Here is a 21,780-nt window from a genome sequence, read left to right as displayed (position 1 = left end):
CGGTCAAGAGTGACTGCAGACTTCCGGCCGCCGCAAAGGCAGCCGGAAGTCAGGATCAGGATAATCCGATCAGTTGATGATGCCGAGCTTCTTGCAGCCTTCGGCGTAACGGTCGACGCAGAGCTCTTCGGCGGTGTTGATCTTCTTGTCGATGATCTCGGCCTTGAGGTTTTCCTGCGTCACCACCGCCGGCGTGAACAGCTGCGAAGGGGTGTCGTAGAGGGTCATTTCGGCCTTCGGCGTCTCGCCCGATAGTAGCTGGATGGCGACGTTGGCGGCAGCAGCGGCCACGATCTCGCTGGGCTTGGAGATGGTGTTGTACTGGTCGCCGGCGATGATCAGCTGCAGGGCGGCGATGGTCGCGTCATTGCCGGTGACCGGCGGCACCGGATCGACGCCTGCTGCCTTGAAGGCGGCGATGGCGCCACCGCCGGTCCCGTCATTGGCGGCGACGACGCCGACGATCTGGGTGGAGAAGCGGGTGATCTGGCCGCTTGCCCATTGCTGCGCCTTCGGCGGCGCCCATTCCGGCGTGTCGTATTCGGCAAGAATCTTGTAGCCGCTGTTGTCGAGGCTCGAGTGAATGCCCTTCTTGATCAGGCCGGCGGCCGCGTCGGTCGGCGAACCGTTGATCTGCAACAGGCCGCCGCTGGCCGGATCGACCTTCAGCGCCTTGAGGTGTTCTACCAGCGAGTCGGCGATGGCCTTGCCGATGCCTTCATTGTTGAACGAGACATAGAAGTCGGCCGGTGCCGTCGGGATCGGCCGGTCATAGGCGATGACCTTGACGCCCTGGCTTTGCGCCAGCTTGACCAGCGAAGCGGCGGCGGTCGAGTCGACCGGGTCGAGCACGATCGCCTTGGCGCCTTGCGAGATCACCGAGTTGAACTGCTGCTGCTGGCGTGAGGCGTCGGCATCGGCGTTCTGGTAGATCACCTTGCAGCCGGGGCAGAGCTTTTTCATCTCGGCGGCAAAGCCGGGGTAGTCGTGCTGCTCGTAGCGCGTCGAAGCCTGGTCGGGCATCAGGAAGGCGACCGTGGCATCGGTGACAGGGGCTGCAAAGGCGGCGGTGCCGCTGAGGAGAGAAAGCGTGAGCGCAATGGCTCCCGTCGAAGCAAATCTGGTCATTCTGATATCTCCGTTTCAATTGTTTCACGAAGCCCTGTCACCACATGGCGCGCCGGGCCTTGACTGCAAGTCGAACTGTTGCGAGGAATGACGACGCACTTGATCTGTGCTGCGCATCCTCTTGATATCGCTGGATTTCAGGACAAGCGATCTCCAGCACGGGGCACCTCCAACGCACGCCCCGCGTCCTTTCTTCCCAAAATGTCTAAAGCTCCTCCCGGTCCTCCCTGTTAGGCGGCAATCTCCGCACTGATGTTTTCCGCCAGCAAGGCCCTGAAGCGCGAAGGCGACATGCCTTTCTGCGTCAGGAACTGGCGGTTGAAATTCGAGATGTTGTTGTAGCCGGCGGCGTAGCAGATCTCGGTGATCGGCATGTCGCCCTCGCTCATCAGCAACTGACAGGCGAGGTTGATGCGCAGCCGGTTGACATATTGCACCAGCGCCATGCCGGTGTGGCGGCGGAAGCTGCGCGAAAACGCGCTCGGGCTGCGCCCGGCAATCGCCGCCAGATCGCTCTCGCTGAACGGCTCGGTCAGATTGGCATTGATATAGGCAAGCGCCTTGTTGACGCCGGCCGACATGAAGCCGGAGGGATCGGGCAGATAGCTGGCGCTGGTCAGCGTCCGCACATCCGTGGCGCGGCTCAGAATGTCAATGAGCTCCATGAACAAAGCGATTCGGCGCACGCCTTGCGCTTCGACCAGTTCGGCCAGCACAGGTGCGGCAAGCTTGGCGGTGGCAGTGGAGAACAAAGCGCCGCGGCGGCTGAGCTCGAGGATGGGCGCGCAGCCGGCAAGCTCGGGAAGTGCTGTCGTGGCGTCGGCAATGAACTCCTGCGAGAACTGGACGACGCGGCCGCGCAGCGGCACCACGGCGCCGGCCGGCACGTCGCTGACCCAATTGTGCGGCAGGTTGGGGCCGGTCAGCACGAGGTTGCCGGGCTCGAACTCGCCGATGAAGTCACCGACGAAATAGCGGCCTGACGTCGCGACGACATGATGGATTTCGTATTCGGGATGGAAGTGCCAGCGCACGGTGTGGAAGGGGTAGCCGTGGGCCCAGGCCTTGAACGACTCGCCACGTCTGATCTGGACGACTTCCAAGTCCGGATTCATGTCGGTTCCTCCCGGCGCCGGTCCGGTCGTGCGACCAGTTGCAGTGCCTTGTCCCGCAGGCCGCGTATGCCGCTCTCTGCAGTGATCAAAGCTTAGGCGGCAATTGTTGCAGCCGCCACCACGGTCTGTCCACATGACTGATACTTTTTTGACGTTTTGTGGTCGAGGTAGAGCGGTTGCGGGTGCGGCAATCCGGCTGCCTGCAAGCGACGGATCGTCTTTGGAACCGAAGGCGAGGCTCCGGTCGCCGAATCCATGTCCGAATGCCAATCCGGCAAATGGTCCTCTACTCCGGCACTCCAAGGCTTCTCAGCGCGTTTTCGTGTCGGTCGAGAATTTCAACTCTAAAGGGCATCGAGTCGCGAACCGCCCGCAAGGTGAGCTCCGGATATTCGCGCTGACAACGCGCCATATGCTGCCGGGCTTCGTCGAGGCGTCCCGCTTCGACCAGGGCCGGGATGAGCGTACGCAGGATCCACAAGGCGTTCGGATGCTCCGCCAGGACACGCAGATACAGATCCGCCGCCTGGCCGGGTCGCCCTGCGCTGAAATGCACGACAGCCAGACCCAAATGACAGGTATAAACCATGGGATCGAACGGCCCCAGTCGCAACGACCGCTCGAAGCATTCGACCGCCCGCTCGACCTCGTCTCTGTAGGCTGCAACCCAGCCGCTCCTGTTCCAGGCGAAGGCCGAATTGGGATCGATCGAACACGCCTTTTCAAGCAACGCGGCTGCAGTGACGAAATTGCTCGACACCGTGTGGGCAGCGCCGAGCACGGCCAGGGAAAATGGATCGTCACCGTTGAGTTCGGCAGATCGCTCCGCCAGCCCCAGCGCACGGCGCCGGTCGGCCTCAGGCGAGGTTGACCAATTGTAGACGCTGCGCTGCGCATGGCACCAGGACAGCAGCGACAGGGCCAGCGGATAGTCGGGATCGCCCAGCAAAGCCTTCTCCAGCGTCTCGATGGCGATCGCATTGTCCTGGCGGCCGAGCGCCCAGACATGCGGCAGACTGCGCATCACCAGATCGTAGGTTTGCAGGTCGCCCGGCCGCTTGCGGCGCGCACGCTCGATTTCCGCCATCTGGATCGACGGCAGGATGGCGCCTGCGACACCCGCCGTCACATTATCCTGCAGCGCAAACGTATCCGCGATGTCACCCTTGAAGCCTTCCGCCCAGATCAGGCTGCCGGTCTCGGCCTCGATCAGCCTGGCCGAGATGCGGAGCTGATCGAGATGCCGACGCACGCTTCCTTCCAGCACGTAGCGGACACCGAGCTCGCGGCCGATGCGCGGCAGGTCGAGCGCCTGGCCGCGGTAGGCAAAGGCCGAGTTGCGCGACATGACGAACAGGCCGCGAATGCGCGCCAGCGCCGCCGTGATCTCCTCTACCGTGCCGTCGGCGAGGTAGGATTGCTCCGGGTCCGACGACAGGTTCTCGAACGGAAGCACGACGAGCGACGGCTTGTCGGGGAGCTGAGGCGACGGACGCGCATCGACAGCTGGCGGTCGCTCCAGCACTTCGCCGGGGAACATGTAGCCACGGCGTGGCATGGTGCGGACCAGCGTCTGCGCTTTGTCGCCCAGGGCGCGGCGGATGTCGCTGATGCATTGGGTGAGCGAATCTTCGGTGACGATCACGTCGCTCCACACCGCATGCAGCAGCTCGTCCTTCGAGACCAGCCGGCCGGCGTTGCGGATAAGAAAAATCAGCAGGTCGAGCGATTTCGGGCGCAGCGCGATCTCGCCCGAACCGTCGCGCAACACTCCGGCGCGCGTGTCGAGGCTGAAGCCGGCGAAGCGATAGATCGGCTGCGGCTCGGCGTTCATCGCGACTGTCTGCTCCTCGCAATTTTCAGGGCTTCGTCAGTACTCTTTCAGACCGCTTTCCGGACATGCATCTCGGACGAGCGCAATCTCGCACTCAACGATGAAGGTGGCAAGAAAACCGAAGCCGCAACGCGTGGGCGAGATCACTGCAACCGACGCACAGGCCAAGGCTGCGCCGAATGCCGGAGATCACAACAGGAGGCAACCATGTCCAGCACGGAGACAAACCCCATGACGACGATCGATCATTTCATCGGTGCCGAAACCGGCTACGGGCGGCGCCCTTCCTTCTCCCTGTTTTTCCGGCTGTACGCGGCGGCGAAATGGACGCTGTTATGGCTGCCGCGCTTCTGGAAGGCGCGCGGCGAGCTGGCCGTGCTTGCCGCTATGAGTGAATGCGAGCGCCGCGACATCGGCCTGACCGCCTTCGACATTGAAAACGCGCTCACCCTGCCGGTCGAGCGCGACCCCACCGAGGTGCTTGCGCAGATAGTAGATGATCGCCGCCATTGCCGCGAATGCTGAGCACCGGCGCAAGCCCCGCACCGGATCTGGTTCCGGATCATGGTCAGTCCGGCAGGCCGGCCTCGCGCAGGCCGGCGGCGATGCGTTCGCTCGTGCCCGCGTCGAAGGGCGAGGCGTCGCCAACCCTGGCAATGGTGAGGCCCGGGTAGGTTTCCATGAGCCTGCGGCAAGCGTGCCGTGCCTCGTCCTTGCGACCGGCATGAACCAGCGCCGTGACCAGCAGGCGCAGTCCCCACCAGGCGCCCGGCTGGTGACTAAGGCCGCGCTGCGTCAGCGCCACCGCCTCGTCATAGCGCGCGGCGACGAAATGCGCGGCGCCGATGCCGATCTCGGCCATGTAGCCCATCGGGTCGCGCGGGCTCAGCCGTTCGAAATGCTCGAACTTCTCGATCGCCGCCTCGGGCCGCTCGCGATAGACATCGAGCCAGGCGCTGCGCAGCCAGGCCCAGGCGGAATTCGGATCGAGCGCTCGCGCCCGCGCCAGATATATGTCGGCGACATCGTACTCGCGGGCAAAGGAATGCGCCGCGCCGAGTACGGCAAGCACCATCGGGTCGTCGCCGGAGAGCGCCGCGCCCTTCTGCGCCAGGCGCAGGCCCTCCTCCCGGGAAGCGGCCGGCGTTTCGGTCCAGCGGTAGCCCGCGCGCTGCAGATGGCACCAGGCCAGCAGCGAAAGCGCCAGCGGATAATCCGGCTCGATCGCGATCGCACGTTCAAGCAGCGTGCCGGCCTCCTCGTTCTGCGCGCGCTCGAGCGACCAGGTGAGCGGAAAGGCGCGCAGCACGTAGTCGTAGGCGGCGAGGCTTTCCGGCCGCTTGCGCCGCGAACGCTCGATCTCGGCCGACAGGATGGACGGCTGGATGGCGCCGACGACACTCTCCGAAAGCCGGTCCTGCAGGTCGAACACATCGGCCATGATGCCGTCGTAGCGGTCGGCCCAGATCGTCTTGCCGGAAGCGGAGTCGATGAGCTGTCCGGTGAGGCGGATGTGATCGCCGGCCTTGCGGACGCTGCCGGTCAGCACGTAGCGCACACCGAGTTCGGCTCCAGCCCGTTTCACGCCGTCGGCCTCGCCCTTGTAGGCGAAGCTCGAATTGCGGGCGATGACGAACAGCCAGCGCATGCGCGACAGTGCCGTGGTGATCTCGTCGACCATGCCGTCAGCGAAATAGTCCTGCGCCGGGTCGCCGCTGAGATTCTCAAAAGGCAGCACCGCGATCGACGGCCTGTCGTCGGCGCTGCCCTCCCCGCTCCCGGTCGCGACCCGATCCTCGAGGCGGCGCACGCGCTCCTCGTCGATCACATAGCCCCGCCGCAGCACGGTGCGGATCAGGCCATCGGCCTCGGCGCCGAGCGCCTTGCGGATGTCCTTCATGCATTGGGTAAGCGAATCGTCGGAAACGGCGATGTTCGGCCAGACCGCATTGACCAACTCGTCCTTGCCGATGACGCGGCCGGCATTTTCCAGGAGGTAGACGAGCAACGAGAGCGACTTGGCGCGCAGGTCGACGTCGTGCCCGCCCCTCTGCAGCCTGCCCCTGTGCAGATCGAGCCTGTGGCCGGAGAATTCGAACGTCGTCATGTCGCCCCTCGAGGAGACGTCAACCAATTCGATCCGCGCGACGGCTAGGAGTCTGTCACGGCCGTCGCATGCTCGAAGACATCACGCCCGCCCCAAGACATCAAGGCTTTCGCCCGCTAAAGATGGCGTGGCCGGCGAACAGCCAGGCGCAGTCGACTTCAGTGAAGCCCGCTTGCGCAAGCCAGGTGAGTTGCTCGGCCAGCGAGGACGGCTTGTCGATCGGTTCGCCGTCGGGGTTGCGGAAGTAATTCCAGCCCAGCCGATTGAACTCGGCGAAGGCGGCGAGATCGCCGTCGATCGCCAGCGCCCGGGCGCGCACCGCCTCGTCCCATTGCCGCGCGGCGATGGCGAGGCCGCTGGCGCTTGGCGGGCGCACGATGTCGGCCACAATAAGTACCCCGCCGGGGCTAAGCGCCGCCGCAAGGTCGGCAAACAATGTCCGCTTCTCGCGGCCGTCGAGATGATGGATGGCGAGCGAGGAGACGATGGCATGCGGCGGCTCGGCAAAACCTCGCCAGTCGCGCTCCGCCAGCTCGAACTCGGCCGCGGTCAGGCGGCCGGCATGGTCGCGGCAGGTTTGCCGCGTCTGCTCCAGCATTTCGGCCGAGCCGTCGAGCGCCAGGACATGGCAGTCGGCAAAGCGCTCCAGCAGCGCGCGGCTGAGCAGCCCTTCGCCCGAGCACAGCTCCACCAGCAGGCCGCCCGGCGCGGGTTGCGGAATGAGGTCGGCGATGATCTCGATCTGGCGCTCGCGTTCCGGCACGAAATAGCGCCCGTTGTCCAGGAAGCCGCGGGAATGGTTCTCGTCCCAGTGTTTGATGTGCGCGTCTGCCATGGCGGTTTTGTTCCCGTTTCAAGTCTGTGGTTCTGCCTGCTGCTTTCCTACAGCGGGGCCAAAGAGGGGCCGGGCGCCGACGATGTCCATTCGAGATCACGATGCCGCGCCCGTTTCCACGCGGTGAGGAGTATGAAGGCGAGACAGCAAAGCGTGTACACGGCGTTCACAGCGGCAAGCCAGATGTCCCATACGTTGACGAACGCATATGCCGTGGTCGCAGCACTGCCGGCGAGCCGGATGATCCAGGTCGATAGCCGAGGCGCCATGGCGATCGCGTACGACACAGACGATCTGCGGGATGTAGGACACGATCTGCAGTGCTTGAAGACCGTGAATGCGGCAAGGACGATTTCGGCGGGCGTCATGGCGTATCCTTCAGCCACGTGGAATGCAGCCATGGTGCCTGGATCCCGGTCAACCGTCCTGACCGCAGGCTGAAATTCGGCCGAAATTGGCGTGAGAGCCAGCCGCGCCTAAGCCCCCCAGATCACCGCTTGCTCATTGCGCTTGATCAGATGCTCGGGCAGTTGAACTATCCGCTCAGCCGGCCGGCGCACACCCACTTCATCATCCGCGCCGATGGCTTCGAGACATTGACCACACAGGTCTTCGAGAGTAGCGATCCGCATCTCAGCGAAGACGCACTCTTCGGCGTCAAGCCGGAACTGGTCGGCGATTTCAAACGTGCCGGCGAAAGCTGGTCGCTCGATTTCGCCTTCGTTCTGGCGATGGCGCGCAAGGGGAGCCGGGCGGCATGACACGAGCATTCACCTATTCCGGCAGCCCGGCGCATATCGTCTTCGGCAATGGCGCGTCCTCCGAGGTCGGCACCTGGATCGAAAAGCTCGGCTGCAAGCGCGCGCTGGTGCTGTCGACGCCGCATCGGGCTGCCGATGGCGAGGCGCTTGCCAAGTCGCTCGGCGCGCTGGCGGCGGGCACCTTTTCGGACGCCACCATGCACACGCCGGTCGAGGTAACCGAGGCGGCAATGGCCAAGGCAACGGAGGTCAACGCCGACTGCGTTGTCGCGCTTGGCGGCGGTTCGACAACCGGACTCGGCAAGGCGATCGCCTGGCGCACCGACCTGCCGCAAATCGTCATCCCGACCACCTATGCCGGCTCGGAGGTGACGCCGATCCTCGGCCAGACCGAGAATGGCGAAAAGACCACAATGCGTGACGCAAAGATCTTGCCGGAAGTGGTGATCTACGATCCGGAGCTGACGGTCGGCCTGCCGGTAGCGATGAGCGTCACCTCCGGATTTAACGCCATGGCGCATGCGGCCGAAGCGCTCTACGCGCAGGACCGTAATCCGATTTCCACGCTGATGGCGACCGAAGGATTGCGCGCTATGAAGACGGCACTGCCGGTGTTGATCAAGGAGCCTAGAAATCTCGACGCACGTGGCGACGCGCTCTATGGCGCATGGCTGTGCGGCACGGTGCTTGGCACCGTTGGCATGGCGCTGCATCACAAGATCTGCCACACGCTGGGCGGCTCCTTCGACATGCCGCATGCCGAGACCCATGCGGTGATGCTGCCGCACACGATCGGCTTCAACGCTGTTGCCGTGCCCGACCTGCTAAAGCCAGTCGCCGACATTTTTGGCGGCAGTGCCGGTGGCGGCTTGCATGATTTCGCCAAGTCGGTCGGCGCGCCGCTGACGCTGAAAGAGCTCGGCCTCAAACAGGACGATCTCGACCGCGCCGCCGAGATCGCGACGAAGAATCCATACTGGAATCCGCGGCCTTTCGACCGCGCCGCAATCCGCGCCCTTTTGCAGGACGCGTGGGAGGGAAGGCGTCCGCAAAACTGACGGCAACAAGGAACTTACCAGCCGCGAATTCATCAGGAATACCGCCGCGACCGGCGTGCTCGCGGCCTCGCGGCGATCGCCCTGCCCTTTTGCATATCGCGACAAGCATGAGCCCCGCCAGATCGGCGCGGGCCGCTCACGCTTTTGTGCGCGCGAAAAAGTGCGCCGCTGAAAAAGCCCATTGACATCGGCCGTATTTTTGACGCAAACGTTATATTGTTACTGTTATACAGTTACACGGCGCCGCCTCCGGCGACGTGCCTTCCAGACTGCAAGGAGACCAAGGATGCGCCCCATTCCCTTTCTCGCCGCGCTGCTGGTTGCGGTGCCGCTGCTGACCGGCACGGCCGCCCGCGCTGAAGACAAGCTGACCATCGTGGCGGCCGAGAATTTCTATGGCGACCTCGCCCGCCAGATCGGCGGCAGCAATGTCACGGTCACCAGCATCCTGGCCAATCCTGATGACGATCCGCATCTGTTCGAGACCAGCCCGTCGACGGCGCGCACCATCGCCGACGCCAAGATCGTCATCTACAACGGCGCCGACTACGATCCATGGATGGACAAGCTGCTGTCAGCCTCGACCAGCAAAGACCGCACGACCATCGTTGCCGCCGACCTGATCGGCAAGAAGTCAGGCGATAATCCGCATCTTTGGTACAACCCGGCCACGCTGCCGGCCATCGCCAAGGCGCTGAGCGCCGATCTTGCCAAGCGCGATCCGACCAATGCCGTGCATTACGAGGCGAACCTGAAGGCATTCCAGACCTCGCTCCAGGCCATTGACAAGGAAATCGCCTACGTCAAGAAGACCTATGCCGGCACCGAGGTGACCGCCACCGAGCCGGTGTTCGGCTACATGGCGGAAGCGCTCGGCCTCAAGATGCTGAACTACGATTTCCAGGTGGCCTTGATGAACGACGCGGAGCCGAGCGCCACCCAGGTGGCGGCATTCGAGAACAGCCTGAAGGACGGCTCGGCCAAGATCCTGTTCTACAATTCGCAGGTGACCGACGAGGCCACGACAAGGTTGCTCGACATCGCAAAACAGAACAAGGTCACCGTCATCGGCGTCACCGAGACGGAACCGGCGGGACAGACGATCCAGACCTGGTTCGGCGGCCAGATCGACGCGGTCCAGAAGGCGCTCGCAGCCCGCACACAATGAACATGACTGCCAATAAACGTGACTAAATGAACGCAATTGAATTCGACAAGGTCACGCTGACCTATGGGGGACGCCGGGTTTTATCCGACGTCTCCTTTTCGATTCCGCAAGGCGCTTTTATCGGCCTGCTCGGCGCCAATGGCGCCGGCAAGACAACGATGCTGCGCGCCATACTCGGCCTGATAAAGCCGGCCGGCGGTGCCATCTCGGTGCTCGGCAAACCGCCGACGCGCGGCAATGCCGCAATCGGCTATATGCCGCAGGCGCGGCGCGCGCTTGGCGATGTCGGCATCAGCGGCCTCGACTTCGTGCTGAGTGCTGCCGGCGGGCATCGCTGGGGCTGGCCGATCCCGTCCAGCGCCGAGAAGGAAGCCGCCTGGAAGGCGCTCGAAGCGATCGGCGCAACCGATCTCGCGCGGCGGCCGCTGGCCGAACTTTCCGGCGGCGAGCGCCAGCGCATCCTGATCGCGCAATCGCTGATCGGCGATCCGCAACTGCTTCTGCTCGACGAGCCGCTGATCAGCCTCGACGCGGCGCATCAGCGCGCGATCATCGAGCTGGTGCACGAGATCGGCGAGCGGCTCGGCATCGCCGTGCTGTTCTGCTCGCACGAGATCAACCCGCTGCTGCGCGCCGTCGACCGCGTGCTCTATCTCGGCAATGGCAAGGCCGCGATCGGCTCCGTCGACGAGGTTATCAGCGGACCGGTGCTGTCGAAGCTCTACGGTACCCACATCAATGTGGTGCGCGTCGCCGGCCGCATCTTCGTCATGGCCGACGATGTCGAACTGGAAAGCGGGGCGCATGTCCACGATCTTTGACTATGAATTCATGCGCAACGCCTTCTATGCCTGCACCATTGTCGGCATCGTTTCGGGCGCAGTCGGCTATTTCCTCGTGCTCAGGGGCCAGACCTTCGCCGGCCATGCGCTCTCCCATGTCGGCTTTCCCGGCGCCACCGGTGCTGGTCTGATCGGACTGTCGCCGTTTCTGGGGCTCACCGTGTTCACGATCGCTGCCGGCATCGGTATCGGACTGCTCGGCGAACGCGCGCATCGCGACGTCGCCATCGGCATCGTTTTGACGCTGTCGCTGGGTCTCGGCTTGCTGTTTCTGCATTTCTACACCGCCTTCGCCTCGCAGGCGACCAACGTGCTGTTCGGCAATGTGCTGGGCATCAGCCTGCGCACCGTCATCGTGCTGGCGGTGCTGGCGGTGGCGATCCTCGCCGCTTTGGTGCTGATCGCCCGGCCGCTGCTGTTCGCCAGCCTGCAGCCGGAACTCGCCGAAGCGCGCGGCGTGCCGATCACCCTGGTCTCGACCCTGTTCATGGTGCTGGTCGCCGTCGCCACCTCCGAGGCGGTGCAGATCGTCGGTGTGCTGCTGGTCTTCGCGCTGATGGTGGCGCCCGCCGCCACCGCGCTCAGGCTGACCAGCGGCGTCGCCGCCGGCGTGCTGGCCTCGATCGCGCTTGCCGTCGTCATTGCGTGGATCAGCCTGTCGCTCGCCTTCCTGACCGACTGGCCGACCAGCTTCTGGATCACGGCGCTGGGCGCTGCCGCCTATGTCATCAGCGGCATGGCGCGGCGCTCGACGGCAGCACCGGAGGCGCGATTGGCCGACGGCAATCCCTGATTGCAATGCCGGGCGGCGGATCGGCCAGACCGACTAGCAAGCCCAAAACGGACGTTGGGGAATTACACCCAAAAAAAGTCAGATTGAAAACCAGCCTCCTGAAACGTTTCAGCCGGGAAAGGCAAATCGATTCAAGCGCCTAGATCGCGACGGAAGTGACGCCGGCGGCGCCGCTCCCGAGCCGCGGGAAAGCCCGGAAAACCGCCACTTACAACGATTTTTGCCGTGACAGATGGCCTCCGGGCAGTTGGCCGGAAAGCCAGCCGGGAGGCACAAAATCGACCTCCAGGCATCCCTCTGGACGGGCGTTGACAGACCGCGGGGGTGCATGCGTATACCAAGCCATGGGTCACGCCATGGCCGTGGCGGTTGAGACGGGGCTGGGGGGTTTCGTTACAACAGCAATGACGGCCCGGCGCCGGACGGGCGGCATGCACTCTCGGAGTGCGCCGCTCGCTCTTGGCTAACGCGCCGGCGACCCGACAGCAGTCCTGGCCTGCGTTCTCTCGACCCAGGCATCGCAAAACGCCATCGTCTCAGCTTTCCGATCCGCATCGGTTCGAAGCGAACGAGGTGACGCCCCCTTAACCGATATTCGCTTTGCTACGTCCTCCTCTTCCCGACGGGATGAGGGGGGCGCTGGCGACTGCGCAAGGCGGCGGGAGCCACATCGATTCAGTTCGCGACTCCAGGCCGGCAATGATGTAGAAGATGAAGTTGAGCGGAGGCGGTGCGCCTCCAGATCGGCTTTGAGCCTTGTTCCACCCCATCGCGAATATCGAGGACGCGCAGACGCTGGCGCAGGCGATCGTCAATACGATTGTCGAACCCTTCCTCGTGCTCGACGAAAAGTTTCATGTGCTGGCGGCCAGCCGCTCCTTCTATCAGACCTTCAAGGTCGACCCAGAACAGACGCACGGCGCCTTGCTTTATGCGCTCGGCGACGGCCAATGGGATATTCCCGCCCTGCGTCTGTTGCTGGAGACGATCATTCCCGAGAAGACCGCCATGGACGGCTTCGAGGTCGATTATGATTTCCCCAATATCGGCCGGCGCACGATGCTGCTCAACGCGCGGAAAGTCCTCTACGACCACAGTTCGGCCATCACCATCCTGCTTGCCTTCAACGACATAACGGCGCGCCGCGTCATCGAGAAGGAAAAAGCCGAGCTTCTCGGCCGCACCGAAGAATTGCTGCGGCAGAAGGATGTGCTGCTGCGCGAGATGGAGCACCGGGTTGCCAACAGCCTGCAGATCATCGCCAGCATCCTGTTGCTGAAGGCGCGATCCGTCACCTCCGAGGAAACCCGCCAGCACCTCAGGGACGCCCATCAGCGCGTGCTGTCGGTCGCCGAAGTGCAGCGTCATCTCCACACCGAGGCCGGTCTCGACGAAATCGATGTCGGCTCCTATCTGCCGAAACTGTGCAGTAGTCTCGCTTCATCGATGGTCGGCGACGCCCAGCCGATCGCCGTCAAGGTCACCGCTCAAGGCGGCAGGATGGACTCGCAAAAGGCAGTCAGCCTCGGGCTGATCGTCACCGAACTGGTGCTCAACGCGATCAAATATGCCTTCCCCCGGGAGAAGGCTGCAGCGCTGATCCACGTGTCCTACGAGACCAATGGCAGCGACTGGAAGCTGACGGTCTCGGACAATGGCATCGGCAAGCCGACCGGCGCCGCGCCGACTACCGGCCTCGGAACAGCCATCGTCGAAGCGCTGGTCAAACAGCTGGAAGCGCGGGTGGATGTCATCAGCGACTCCAACGGCACCAGCGTGTCAGTGACCAGGGCGACGTTCACGTCGCGGATACCGCGCGCGGCGTAGCGTTGGCGACCAAACCTACCCGCGCGATCTGGGTTTTGGCTTGTCCGATGTATCCGATGGATTTGCTGACAGCCTGGCGGAACGCTGATCGTTAAGCTGATCGTTAAGTCGCACCGCCTTCTTTTTCGCCTCAGCCGCAACAGCAGTGCCAGTCAGCTTCGGCTTTGCTGCAATCGCATAGTCGGCTCTATTCGTTCGGTAATCCGTGTGAATGGCCATTTGTTTTTGATACTCCCTGATGGACATAAACGCGCTCGAGCACCAAGACGTTCCAATCCTGCAATGGCCTCGCCGGCGACTGGTGCCCCCGTCCCTGTCGGGCGGCGCGCCTAGCGATACGCCTGTCGCCCCGATATCGCCTCGATCCTGATCTGGTAGAACAGATGGCTGCCCGAACCGGCCTGCTCGCCGGGTTTCAACGCGCCCGGCTCCCACCAATTGGAGTGCTTCTGCAGCAGCGACCAGGCAAACTCCCGGTCGTGATTGGATGCAGGTGTCTGCTGATCCCTGGCGGGGATCGTGGCGTCGAGCGCGGGCGCCTTGGGCAGGTCCTCGAACAGGCCGTCGACGACAACGCTCTTCCAGCCGTGGACGCCGCCGACATCGTCGACCTGCAGGCAAACATTCGGGTTCTCTCGCATCCATTCGACCTTCTTGCCCGGCAGCGAGAAGCTGAAGATGAAATTGTCGCCGAAGGCAAAGTGGATCGGCACCACGTAAGGCCTGTTTTCGTGGACGCAGGCCGGCGGCCGAGCCTGGCCGACTTCAGCATGGTGGTGCATTCCTGCTGCGTCATCTCCCTGATATCCATTTGTTCTTCCCGTCGATAATCGTGTGCGTTGAAATGTGTGCGTTGAAAATCAGGCTCCGAGATCGATGCGCCGGATGGCCCGGATCGCTTCCCCTTCGGCAACGCCGATCAGCGCATCGATGGCTTGGATGGGTTCGATCTGGCCGCGCGCGGCCACCGTCTTGCGCAAGGCATGGAGGTCGTCGCGGATTTCGCAGAGTGTGGCTCGAACCGTGAGGGGCATGGGGCCGCCTTCCTGCGAGACAACCGTCGGGGATGGTGATCGGTTCCACCGCGAGCGGAATGACTCGCTAATGTTTTGCCAGAGCGTATAACACCGGGGTCGCCGGCCATGTCACGGGCACCGGTGCTTGAGAGTGTACATCGTACTCCCGCCCTGCGGGAGCCATACGATGGAAGACAACACCGCACCCTTCATATCCGCGCACGACTTCGACATTGTCAGAAGTGCGTTCAGGCTCTCGGTCGCCGAAGGGCTGATCGTCGAGCGGTATTGGATCCAGCATGCAAGGGATCTGCTGCGCGAACTCACCGGCAATGAAGACGCCGATGAAGCCATAATCAACAGGATCATCGGCAGATCGGCGCCGCAATGCATTCCGCAGAGGACGCGCGACAAACCGGCGCGATGAAGCGCGCCGATCTGTGATATTGGCGTCGATCAGGCAACCCCTGACGACGTCGATCAAGCAAGCTTGACGACGAGTCGATCAGGAAGCCCTGACGACGGTCGATCAGGAAGCCCTGACGACGAAGTGCTTGGTCACCGGCTCGAGGATCTGCCAGGTGCCCTTGAAATCGGCTTCGACCACAAACGCATCGCCCGGACCCACCTCGACCGGCGTGCCGCCATCCGGCGTGATGATGATGCGGCCGGCGATCATGTGCACGAACTCGTAGTCGGTATAGGTGGCGTGGTAGGTGCCGGGCGAGGCCCGCCAGGTGCCCGACATCACCTTGCCGTCGGCGGTGGTGTGCTGGACGGCGGTCTGCATGGTCGGCCTGCCCTCGACCACGATCCAGCCCGGCAAGTCTTCGCCATCGGAATGCTCGACAGCGCCGAATTTGAGGATGGTGGTGTTGGTCATGGTCGGGCTCCGTTTGCGCCTGCATTGGCTGGCGGTGAAATAGCCGATGCGCATGACAAGGGCAACGCGGGGGCGGTTGCGGTGGGCGCCGGCGCGGCCATAGCCTGCCACGCTTGACCGGGCCGGCATCGGCGGGATAGGCGAAGCGTGCGGCTGCGCGAAAACCAGCAGCAGGAAAGGCTCACCATGACAGACGCGATCGTTAGAGACAGCAACGGCACCCAGTTGAACGAGGGCGATTCCGTCACCCTGATCAAGGATCTCAAGGTGAAGGGCACATCGGAGACGATCAAGCGCGGCACGCTGGTGAAGAACGTCCGCCTCACCGGCAATCCTGGTGAGATCGAATGCAACACCAGGCAGGTCAAGGGCCTGGTGCTGAAAACGGAGTTTTTGAAGAAGGCGTGATTGCAAGGCAGAGGCGAGGCGGGTGCCGACCCCGAATGTCGGAGATTGGAGAAGTGGGGTAAGAGCGTCCCCTCTCCGCGTGAACGGGAGAAGAGAGTTAACCTCCACTTATGTTGCACTGCGTTAGATTTGTTGCATTGCGATATCGGCCTGCAGGGTCGAGTCTTTGCATCGGGCGGGCTGTCAACGGCTACGGCCCCACGCGTCCATCCCGGCGCGCAGGGACGCTGCAGCACGTGTGATCCCCGGCGAGATGTTACCGGCATCTCGGCCAGGCGGACTTTGCTCCGGGATCATGCGACAGGACGAGGTTTCACCGTGCCAGCATCGTTCCGGCCCGATATCGAAGGATTGCGCGCACTGGCGGTTGCCGGTGTCATCGCCTTCCATTTCGGCCTCACCGGCCTGCCCGGCGGTTTTGCGGGCGTCGACATCTTCTTCGTCATCTCGGGCTATCTGATCACCCGCCATCTGCTCGCAGAAATCGCCGAGACCGGACGGCTGGACCTGTGGCGCTTCTACGCCAGGCGCGCCAGGCGGCTTTTGCCGGCGTCGCTGTTCGTCATCCTTGCCACGCTGGTGGCCGGCGCCTTCATCCTGGCGCCGGAGGAACAGTCGCTCTATTCCAAGGGCGCCATGTACGCCTCGGCCTACATGATCAATCTTTGGCTGATCCGCTGGTCGTTCGACTATTTCGCGGCGGATGCGACCAGCAACCCGTTCATCCATTTCTGGTCGCTGTCGGTGGAGGAACAATTCTATCTCGCCTGGCCGGCGCTGCTTGTGCTGGCGGCATGGCTGCGCCCCGGCAAGCGCGGCGCAATCCTGGTGATCGGCATTGCCGGCCTCATCTCGTTCGCCGTCTGTGCCTGGCTCACCACCATGGCGCAGCCCTGGGCCTTCTATTTCTCGCCACTGCGCGCCTGGGAATTCGCCGCCGGCGGGTTGGCGACCATGGTGCCGCAAAAATTCTGGCAGGACCGCCCGCTTCTCGCCGCGCCGCTGGCATGGCTCGGCCTGGCGTTCATCGGCGGCGCCTATCTCAGCTTTAACGAGGACGCCCCCTTCCCCGGCTTCATGGCGCTGATGCCGGTAGCCGGAACCGTGCTGTTGCTGCTGGCGGGAGCGGCCGGCGTCAGGAATGGCCCCAGTGCCGTCCTGGCGCTGCCGCCCCTGCAGTGGGTCGGCAAGCTCTCCTACTCGCTCTATCTCTGGCACTGGCCGGTGATCGTCTTTGCCGCGACGCTGGTGCCCGAGCTTTCACTGCTGCAGCGGCTCGGCTGCATGGCGCTGACGCTGGCGCTGTCGCTGTTTACCTACCATGTCATCGAAAACCCGATCCGCCGCAACGGCTGGCTGATGGCCAATGCGGCGCGGGCGCTGGTGCCGGCTGTCCTCCTCACCGGCACCGGCGTCGCAGCCGCCTACGCCAATGCCAGGCTGGTCGTCCACGATCTCGATCCGCAGCAGCGCAGCATCGCCGCCAGCGCGGCGCGCCCCTCCACTGCCCGCGAGGCCGGCTGCGTTCTCAGCTATGAGACGGTGACGCCAAAACCTTGCATGTTCGGGACCAGGACCGCCGGGCGCACCATCGCGCTGTTCGGCGACTCGCATGCCGACCACTGGTCGACGCCGCTGATCGAGGCGGCCGAGAAAAACGACACCAAGGTCGTCACCTGGCTCAAATCGTCCTGCCGGGCCTCGCGGATGACGGTCTGGGTGAGCAAGCTGAAACGCGACTACACCGAGTGCGATCAGTGGCGCGAGCGATCGATCAGGCAGATCATCGCCGCGCGGCCGAGCCTGGTGGTGATCTCGGAGATCGCGCAGTCGAGTTTGCGCAAGATGTCGGTCGGCATGCAGATGCCCGAAAGCCGGGATGCCGATGCGCGCGCCGGCCTGCGCGCGACGCTCACCGCATTCAGCCGGGCCGGACTGAAGGTCGCCTTCATCCGCGACGTGCCGTTCAACGACGACCATGTCGACACCTGCGTGGCGCGCGCCCTGTGGCGCGGGCAGACGCCGTCGCTGTGCGACCAGAAACGGGCCGAGGCCGCCAACGATGCCGGCGCGGCGATAGAGCGCGACATCGTGCGCGCCGTGCCCGGCGCCAGCTACATCGACCTGACCAACCAGTTCTGCGACCAGAACACCTGCCACGCCTTCATCAACGGCAAACTCGCCTACCGCGACCGCCACCATCTGGCGACACCGTTTGCGGAATCGCTGGAGCCGGTGGTGGAGAAGGCGCTGTTTTAGGGGGGTTAGATGGGAACAGCGGGGGCGCTGGCGGCCTGACCTTTCTGCATAAGGGAGAGGTCACATTGCTCCGATCCGTCCCCTCCCGGATCGGGGCAAATGCGGGTGAGAGGTGCTTCCAGGCTGGAGCACCTTTCACCCGGCTCCCGCCTGTCGGCGGCCGAACGCCATGCTGGAGAAACCCATGCCGAGGGAGCCTATGTGCCGGTTTCCTTCGTCACCTTCACCTCAACGGTCATCCCCAGGAAACTCGAGGCACTGCCGGAGTAGCTTCCAGAAAGCGGTATGGCTTGTTGAGGATGCCTGGCCACGGCCACCCTGATCAAATCCCGGTTGCCGACAATGCCATTGGTGGGATCGAACTCGACCCAGCCGGCGCCAGGCAGGTAGACCTGGCACCAGGCATGCGTCGATCCTCCGCCGCGGATTTCGATACTGTCGCGGCTCGGCACATAGACGTAGCCGGTCACGAAGCGGGCAGCAAAGCCGAGCGAGCGAACCGCCTCCATCATGAAAAGCGCAAAGTCCCGGCATGTGCCTTTGCGCAGATGCAAGGTCATCAGCGGCGGCTGCGTCCCGGTTTCGACCCGCCGGGAATAGACGAAGCTCTCGTGGATGGCGTAGCAGAGCGTCATCAGCAATTTGCCGGTCTCGGTGTGTCCCGTAGCACTGACGAACTGTCGCGCCCATTTGCCGACCTCGTCGCCGTCGTCGAGATGATGGCGCTCCATGGTCTGAGCAAGGTCGGCCGCCTCGTCGGGATCGTAGGAGAATGGATAAATCAGCGCGGTCTCATCGATGCGGAAATCGGGCGCATGCTGCGGCGTGTGATCGAGCCGGATGTCTGTGGCGAAACGGAGTTCCTTGGCCGAACCCTCGAAATCGATCACCGCAACGCAATTGCCAAAAACGTCATGGATCCAGCCAACCGCCTTCGGTTCGGGGTCCACGGACAAAGCATGGTCCAGCAGCCGCTGATCGAAACTGTCGCGCGGCCGACACATCACCCGATGCTCGCCAAAGCTCACGGGCTGGCGATAGCGATAGACGGTCGTGTGCTTGACTGAGAAGATGGGCATCGGCGTCCGTCGGCAAATTCACCTGCGGCGCGATCATATCGTGTTTTCGATGTGCATCCGATGGGGCATGTTTGGGGGCATGCGCGGAGTGTTTTCGCGCAGGCGACCCTCGCGCGATCGGATGGCGCAGGCGCCGTTCCTAAGGCGCGAACGTCAGCCTCTGACAGCCTGTTAATGTGCAACTTGGGAAGCCGCCGACATCAGTTCCTCGGGGTTCGGTGTCTTGAACGTAATATCGGGGCCATCCTCCAGACCTTCAGTGAAGCTCCAGCGTACAATGCCCCCTCGGTCGATTAGGAACTGACCGACAAGCAGCTCCTTAGCGGAAGCCATCATTTGCTGATCGGCTTCCGTAATCTCATACCCCTCCTTCTTGTTGAGAAACTCATCCATTGCCATGGGGTCCATAGGCTCGGGCAACTCGCCTGGGAGATGGATCCGGAGCCCCATGACCTTGTCCATTCCGACCTCGCGCAAGCCGAAAGCACGGTGTGAGGCCCGCTCCGGGTCGGACGCGGCGAGAAGATCGGGTGCCGGATGGTAACGGAAATAGAGCCGCGCCCGCTCGACCGGCGTATTGACCACCGCCAGGCATTCGACGCCTCTCTCACGCAGGGCCGGCTCGAGTTGCGCCATTGCCGCGACATTGCGGCGACAGAAGGCACAGTGCAGGCCTCGAAACAAACCGATCAACAACGGGCTTCGGCCTCGAAAATCGTCCAGCGCGATTTTGCCTTCGCGGGAGATCGCATCGAGCACAATATTCGGCGCCCGGTCGCCCGGCTGCAGTGGGCGGTCGACACTACTCGTGGACATGGACAACCTCCTCGCCCCGGATAAGCACACCCAGCGTTTCGGAGTTGAGCCCGTGCCGGGGCGCCAAGACAAAAATAGCTTTCGACCTCTGCCATTTTGCCGAGGTCGAGATTGCGTGCACTGCAAGCGCATCATAACACGAAAAAGCATCTGCAGGTCGCCCGTTTCGCAAGCTGTCTCAAGTGCTGCGGTAAACGGCGGGTCGTCTCATCCGCGCCATGGGACAACACAACGGCCCATCATCCCCTCAAACCCATCAGCCAGATTCGCCGCCGCCTCCACCAGCATGGAGCGCACGCTTCTCGGGCGGCCGGGTGTCGGGTTGGCGTCGAGCAGCACCGGCTGGCCCTGGTGGATGACGAAATCGAATTTGCCGTAGTCGAAGCCGAGTTCTCACCCAGGCTTGCGCTTAGCCGAGCGGCGACGGGTGCTGCGCCCACCACGCTTGCAAATCTCCACCCAGATGCCATCTAGATCACAGGCGCACCGCCGGTGCGCCGACATCCACGGAGGCGAAACTTGACTCAGCGAAGCGGCAGTGCGGACCTGCCGCTGCATGGCGGGCGGGTGCCGAAATGGCTGGGCGAGCGCATGATGCGGCTGGGTGCTGTGCTGTGCGAGGCGATCATCCATCACTATGGCCGCGACGAGCTGTTGCGGCGGCTGGCGCATCCCTTCTGGTTCCAGTCCTTCGGCGCCGTCATGGGCATGGACTGGCACTCCTCGGGCATCACCACCTCGGTCGTCGGCGCGCTGAAGCGCGGGCTGAACCCGATGTCGCGTGAGCTCGGCATTCATGTCTGCGGCGGGCGCGGCGCGCATTCGCGCAAGACGCCACAGGAGCTGACCGCGATCGGCGAGCGCGTCGGCATCGATGGCGCGGCGCTCGCCACCGCCAGCCGCCTGGTCGCCAAGGTGGACAGTGCGGCCGTTCAGGACGGCTTCGACCTCTATCTGCACGGCTTCATCGTCACCGACGACAGCCGCTGGGTGGTGGTGCAGCAAGGCATGAATGGCGACAGCCGCCAGGCGCGCCGCTACCACTGGCTGTCGGAAGGGCTGACCAGCTTCGTCGACCAGCCGCATGCGGCGATCGAGGGCGAGACGCAAGGCGAGATCGTCAACCTCACCGACCATCGCGCCGAGCCGTCGCGGACCGGGCAGCTCGACCTGTTGAAGACCATGAGCCCGGAGCGGATCCTTGACAAGCTTGCCGTGCTGGAGCCGCCGTCGAACGCGCCGCCCGCAAAACCAGGCGCGCAGCCGATGCTGCCCAATCTGGTGATGCCGGCGCATCACGACGTACGCGAGAGCGACATCGTCATGCACCGGCTGCACGGCAACATTTCCGCCGCCATCGAAAGCGGGCCGGCGGATTTCCCCGAACTGCTGCTGGTGCCCGGCGTCGGCGCGCGCACCGTGCGGGCGCTGGCCATGGTGGCGGAGGTGGTGCACGGCGCGCCTTGCCGCTTCTCCGATCCGGCGCGCTTCTCGCTCGCCCATGGCGGCAAGGACCGCCACCCCTTCCCGGTACCGCTGAAAGTCTATGACGAGACGATCGCGGTGCTGAAATCGGCCGTCGGCAAGGCAAAGCTCGGCCGCGAGGAAGAGCTCGGCGCGCTGCAGCGGCTGGATGGCGAAGCGCGGCGGCTGGAGCGCTACGTCACCGGGCCGAGCCTGAAGGAGATCGTCGCCGGCGAGTTCGACCAGTCGCATCTGCTTGGCGGGCGCAGTGTGTTCGGGTGGGAGAAGGCGCCGGAGGATGGTGAAGTGCGGAAGCCGCTGAAGAAGGGTGCCTAGCACGCACGCTGAATCGGCCTGGCGCATTGATAAGGATCGTCTGTCAGCGCC

At 63.8% G+C, this 21,780-nt stretch carries 22 protein-coding genes; 12 read left to right on the top strand and 10 right to left on the bottom strand.

What is annotated here, in order from left to right; translation table 11 throughout:
- Positions 1–69: 69 nt before the first annotated feature.
- The 3 genes from ACYHH6_RS17895 to ACYHH6_RS17885 form a co-directional block, all read right to left on the bottom strand.
- A complete protein-coding gene (locus ACYHH6_RS17895) occupies positions 70–1,128 on the bottom strand; it encodes an ABC transporter substrate-binding protein (protein WP_352587562.1) in 1,059 nt (352 codons plus the stop codon).
- 230 nt (positions 1,129–1,358) lie between these two features.
- Positions 1,359–2,243, bottom strand: coding sequence for an AraC family transcriptional regulator (locus ACYHH6_RS17890; protein ID WP_352587559.1), 885 nt, complete (start codon positions 2,241–2,243; stop codon positions 1,359–1,361).
- Between the two features lie 286 nt (positions 2,244–2,529).
- Positions 2,530–4,077 (bottom strand): winged helix-turn-helix domain-containing tetratricopeptide repeat protein, encoded by a 1,548-nt coding sequence (locus ACYHH6_RS17885; protein ID WP_352587556.1) that lies wholly within the window; start codon positions 4,075–4,077, stop codon positions 2,530–2,532.
- Between the two features lie 231 nt (positions 4,078–4,308).
- On the opposite strand from ACYHH6_RS17885, the gene ACYHH6_RS17880 reads away from it, so the two are divergent.
- Positions 4,309–4,602, top strand: coding sequence for a hypothetical protein (locus ACYHH6_RS17880; RefSeq protein WP_352587553.1), 294 nt, complete (start codon positions 4,309–4,311; stop codon positions 4,600–4,602).
- Between the two features lie 43 nt (positions 4,603–4,645).
- Here the strand turns inward: ACYHH6_RS17880 and ACYHH6_RS17875 are convergent, their stop codons facing one another.
- Both ACYHH6_RS17875 and ACYHH6_RS17870 read right to left on the bottom strand, forming a co-directional pair.
- Positions 4,646–6,184, bottom strand: a complete 1,539-nt coding sequence (locus ACYHH6_RS17875; RefSeq protein ID WP_352587550.1) for a winged helix-turn-helix domain-containing tetratricopeptide repeat protein — start codon at positions 6,182–6,184, stop codon at positions 4,646–4,648.
- Positions 6,185–6,284: 100 nt separating this feature from the next.
- Positions 6,285–7,019, bottom strand: a complete 735-nt coding sequence (locus tag ACYHH6_RS17870) for a class I SAM-dependent methyltransferase (protein ID WP_352587547.1) — start codon at positions 7,017–7,019, stop codon at positions 6,285–6,287.
- On the opposite strand from ACYHH6_RS17870, the gene ACYHH6_RS17865 reads away from it, so the two are divergent.
- From ACYHH6_RS17865 to ACYHH6_RS17835, 7 genes are all read left to right on the top strand, one after another.
- Positions 6,981–7,460 (top strand): hypothetical protein, encoded by a 480-nt coding sequence (locus tag ACYHH6_RS17865; protein ID WP_352587544.1) that lies wholly within the window; start codon positions 6,981–6,983, stop codon positions 7,458–7,460. The genes ACYHH6_RS17870 and ACYHH6_RS17865 overlap by 39 nt on opposite strands.
- Positions 7,461–7,516: 56 nt before the next feature.
- Complete coding sequence (locus ACYHH6_RS17860; protein WP_352587542.1) at positions 7,517–7,780, top strand: dioxygenase family protein; 264 nt, start codon at positions 7,517–7,519, stop codon at positions 7,778–7,780.
- On the top strand, positions 7,777–8,838 hold the full coding sequence (locus tag ACYHH6_RS17855) for a maleylacetate reductase (RefSeq protein ID WP_352587540.1): 1,062 nt from the start codon (positions 7,777–7,779) through the stop codon (positions 8,836–8,838). The genes ACYHH6_RS17860 and ACYHH6_RS17855 overlap by 4 nt, the downstream gene beginning before the upstream one ends.
- Before the next feature lie 286 nt (positions 8,839–9,124).
- Complete coding sequence (locus ACYHH6_RS17850) at positions 9,125–10,006, top strand: metal ABC transporter solute-binding protein, Zn/Mn family (RefSeq protein ID WP_352587537.1); 882 nt, start codon at positions 9,125–9,127, stop codon at positions 10,004–10,006.
- A gap of 26 nt (positions 10,007–10,032) precedes the next feature.
- Positions 10,033–10,827 carry a metal ABC transporter ATP-binding protein gene (locus ACYHH6_RS17845; protein ID WP_352587534.1) on the top strand — a complete coding sequence of 265 codons (795 nt, stop codon included), beginning with the start codon at positions 10,033–10,035 and terminating at the stop codon, positions 10,825–10,827.
- Positions 10,811–11,641 (top strand): metal ABC transporter permease, encoded by an 831-nt coding sequence (locus tag ACYHH6_RS17840; protein WP_352560725.1) that lies wholly within the window; start codon positions 10,811–10,813, stop codon positions 11,639–11,641. Before ACYHH6_RS17845 ends, ACYHH6_RS17840 begins: the two co-directional genes overlap by 17 nt.
- Positions 11,642–12,397: 756 nt before the next feature.
- Entirely contained in the window at positions 12,398–13,468 is a 1,071-nt protein-coding gene (locus tag ACYHH6_RS17835) for a sensor histidine kinase (protein WP_352587531.1), read from the top strand.
- Positions 13,469–13,797: 329 nt separating this feature from the next.
- Here the strand turns inward: ACYHH6_RS17835 and ACYHH6_RS17830 are convergent, their stop codons facing one another.
- Positions 13,798–14,250, bottom strand: coding sequence for a pyridoxamine 5'-phosphate oxidase family protein (locus ACYHH6_RS17830; RefSeq protein WP_352587528.1), 453 nt, complete (start codon positions 14,248–14,250; stop codon positions 13,798–13,800).
- 78 nt (positions 14,251–14,328) lie between these two features.
- Positions 14,329–14,502 carry a hypothetical protein gene (locus tag ACYHH6_RS17825; protein WP_352587525.1) on the bottom strand — a complete coding sequence of 58 codons (174 nt, stop codon included), beginning with the start codon at positions 14,500–14,502 and terminating at the stop codon, positions 14,329–14,331.
- 169 nt (positions 14,503–14,671) lie between these two features.
- Here ACYHH6_RS17825 and ACYHH6_RS17820 point away from each other — a divergent pair, with 169 nt between their 5' ends.
- Positions 14,672–14,911, top strand: a complete 240-nt coding sequence (locus tag ACYHH6_RS17820) for a hypothetical protein (RefSeq protein WP_352587522.1) — start codon at positions 14,672–14,674, stop codon at positions 14,909–14,911.
- 102 nt (positions 14,912–15,013) lie between these two features.
- On the opposite strand, the gene ACYHH6_RS17815 is transcribed toward ACYHH6_RS17820, so the two are convergent.
- The gene (locus ACYHH6_RS17815) at positions 15,014–15,367 is read right to left on the bottom strand and encodes a cupin domain-containing protein (protein ID WP_112567167.1); all 354 of its coding nucleotides are present in this window, start codon (positions 15,365–15,367) and stop codon (positions 15,014–15,016) included.
- Positions 15,368–15,553: 186 nt separating this feature from the next.
- Between ACYHH6_RS17815 and ACYHH6_RS17810 the strand changes: the two genes are divergently transcribed.
- A complete protein-coding gene (locus ACYHH6_RS17810) occupies positions 15,554–15,775 on the top strand; it encodes an alkylphosphonate utilization protein (RefSeq protein WP_112567164.1) in 222 nt (73 codons plus the stop codon).
- A gap of 318 nt (positions 15,776–16,093) precedes the next feature.
- Positions 16,094–18,034 carry an acyltransferase family protein gene (locus tag ACYHH6_RS17805; protein WP_352587518.1) on the top strand — a complete coding sequence of 647 codons (1,941 nt, stop codon included), beginning with the start codon at positions 16,094–16,096 and terminating at the stop codon, positions 18,032–18,034.
- 197 nt (positions 18,035–18,231) lie between these two features.
- Here ACYHH6_RS17805 and ACYHH6_RS17800 read toward each other — a convergent pair whose 3' ends face one another.
- The gene (locus ACYHH6_RS17800) at positions 18,232–19,113 is read right to left on the bottom strand and encodes a transglutaminase family protein (RefSeq protein ID WP_352587515.1); all 882 of its coding nucleotides are present in this window, start codon (positions 19,111–19,113) and stop codon (positions 18,232–18,234) included.
- 171 nt (positions 19,114–19,284) lie between these two features.
- Positions 19,285–19,929 carry a peroxiredoxin-like family protein gene (locus ACYHH6_RS17795; RefSeq protein WP_352587512.1) on the bottom strand — a complete coding sequence of 215 codons (645 nt, stop codon included), beginning with the start codon at positions 19,927–19,929 and terminating at the stop codon, positions 19,285–19,287.
- Between the two features lie 519 nt (positions 19,930–20,448).
- Here ACYHH6_RS17795 and ACYHH6_RS17790 point away from each other — a divergent pair.
- A complete protein-coding gene (locus tag ACYHH6_RS17790; protein WP_352587509.1) occupies positions 20,449–21,729 on the top strand; it encodes a DUF763 domain-containing protein in 1,281 nt (426 codons plus the stop codon).
- The last annotated feature ends 51 nt before the right edge of the window (positions 21,730–21,780 follow it).

The sequence above is a fragment of the Mesorhizobium sp. P171375 genome, assembly GCF_057786075.1.
Note: the sequence above shows the minus strand (reverse complement) of the source record. Positions and strands in the feature narration are given on the sequence as shown.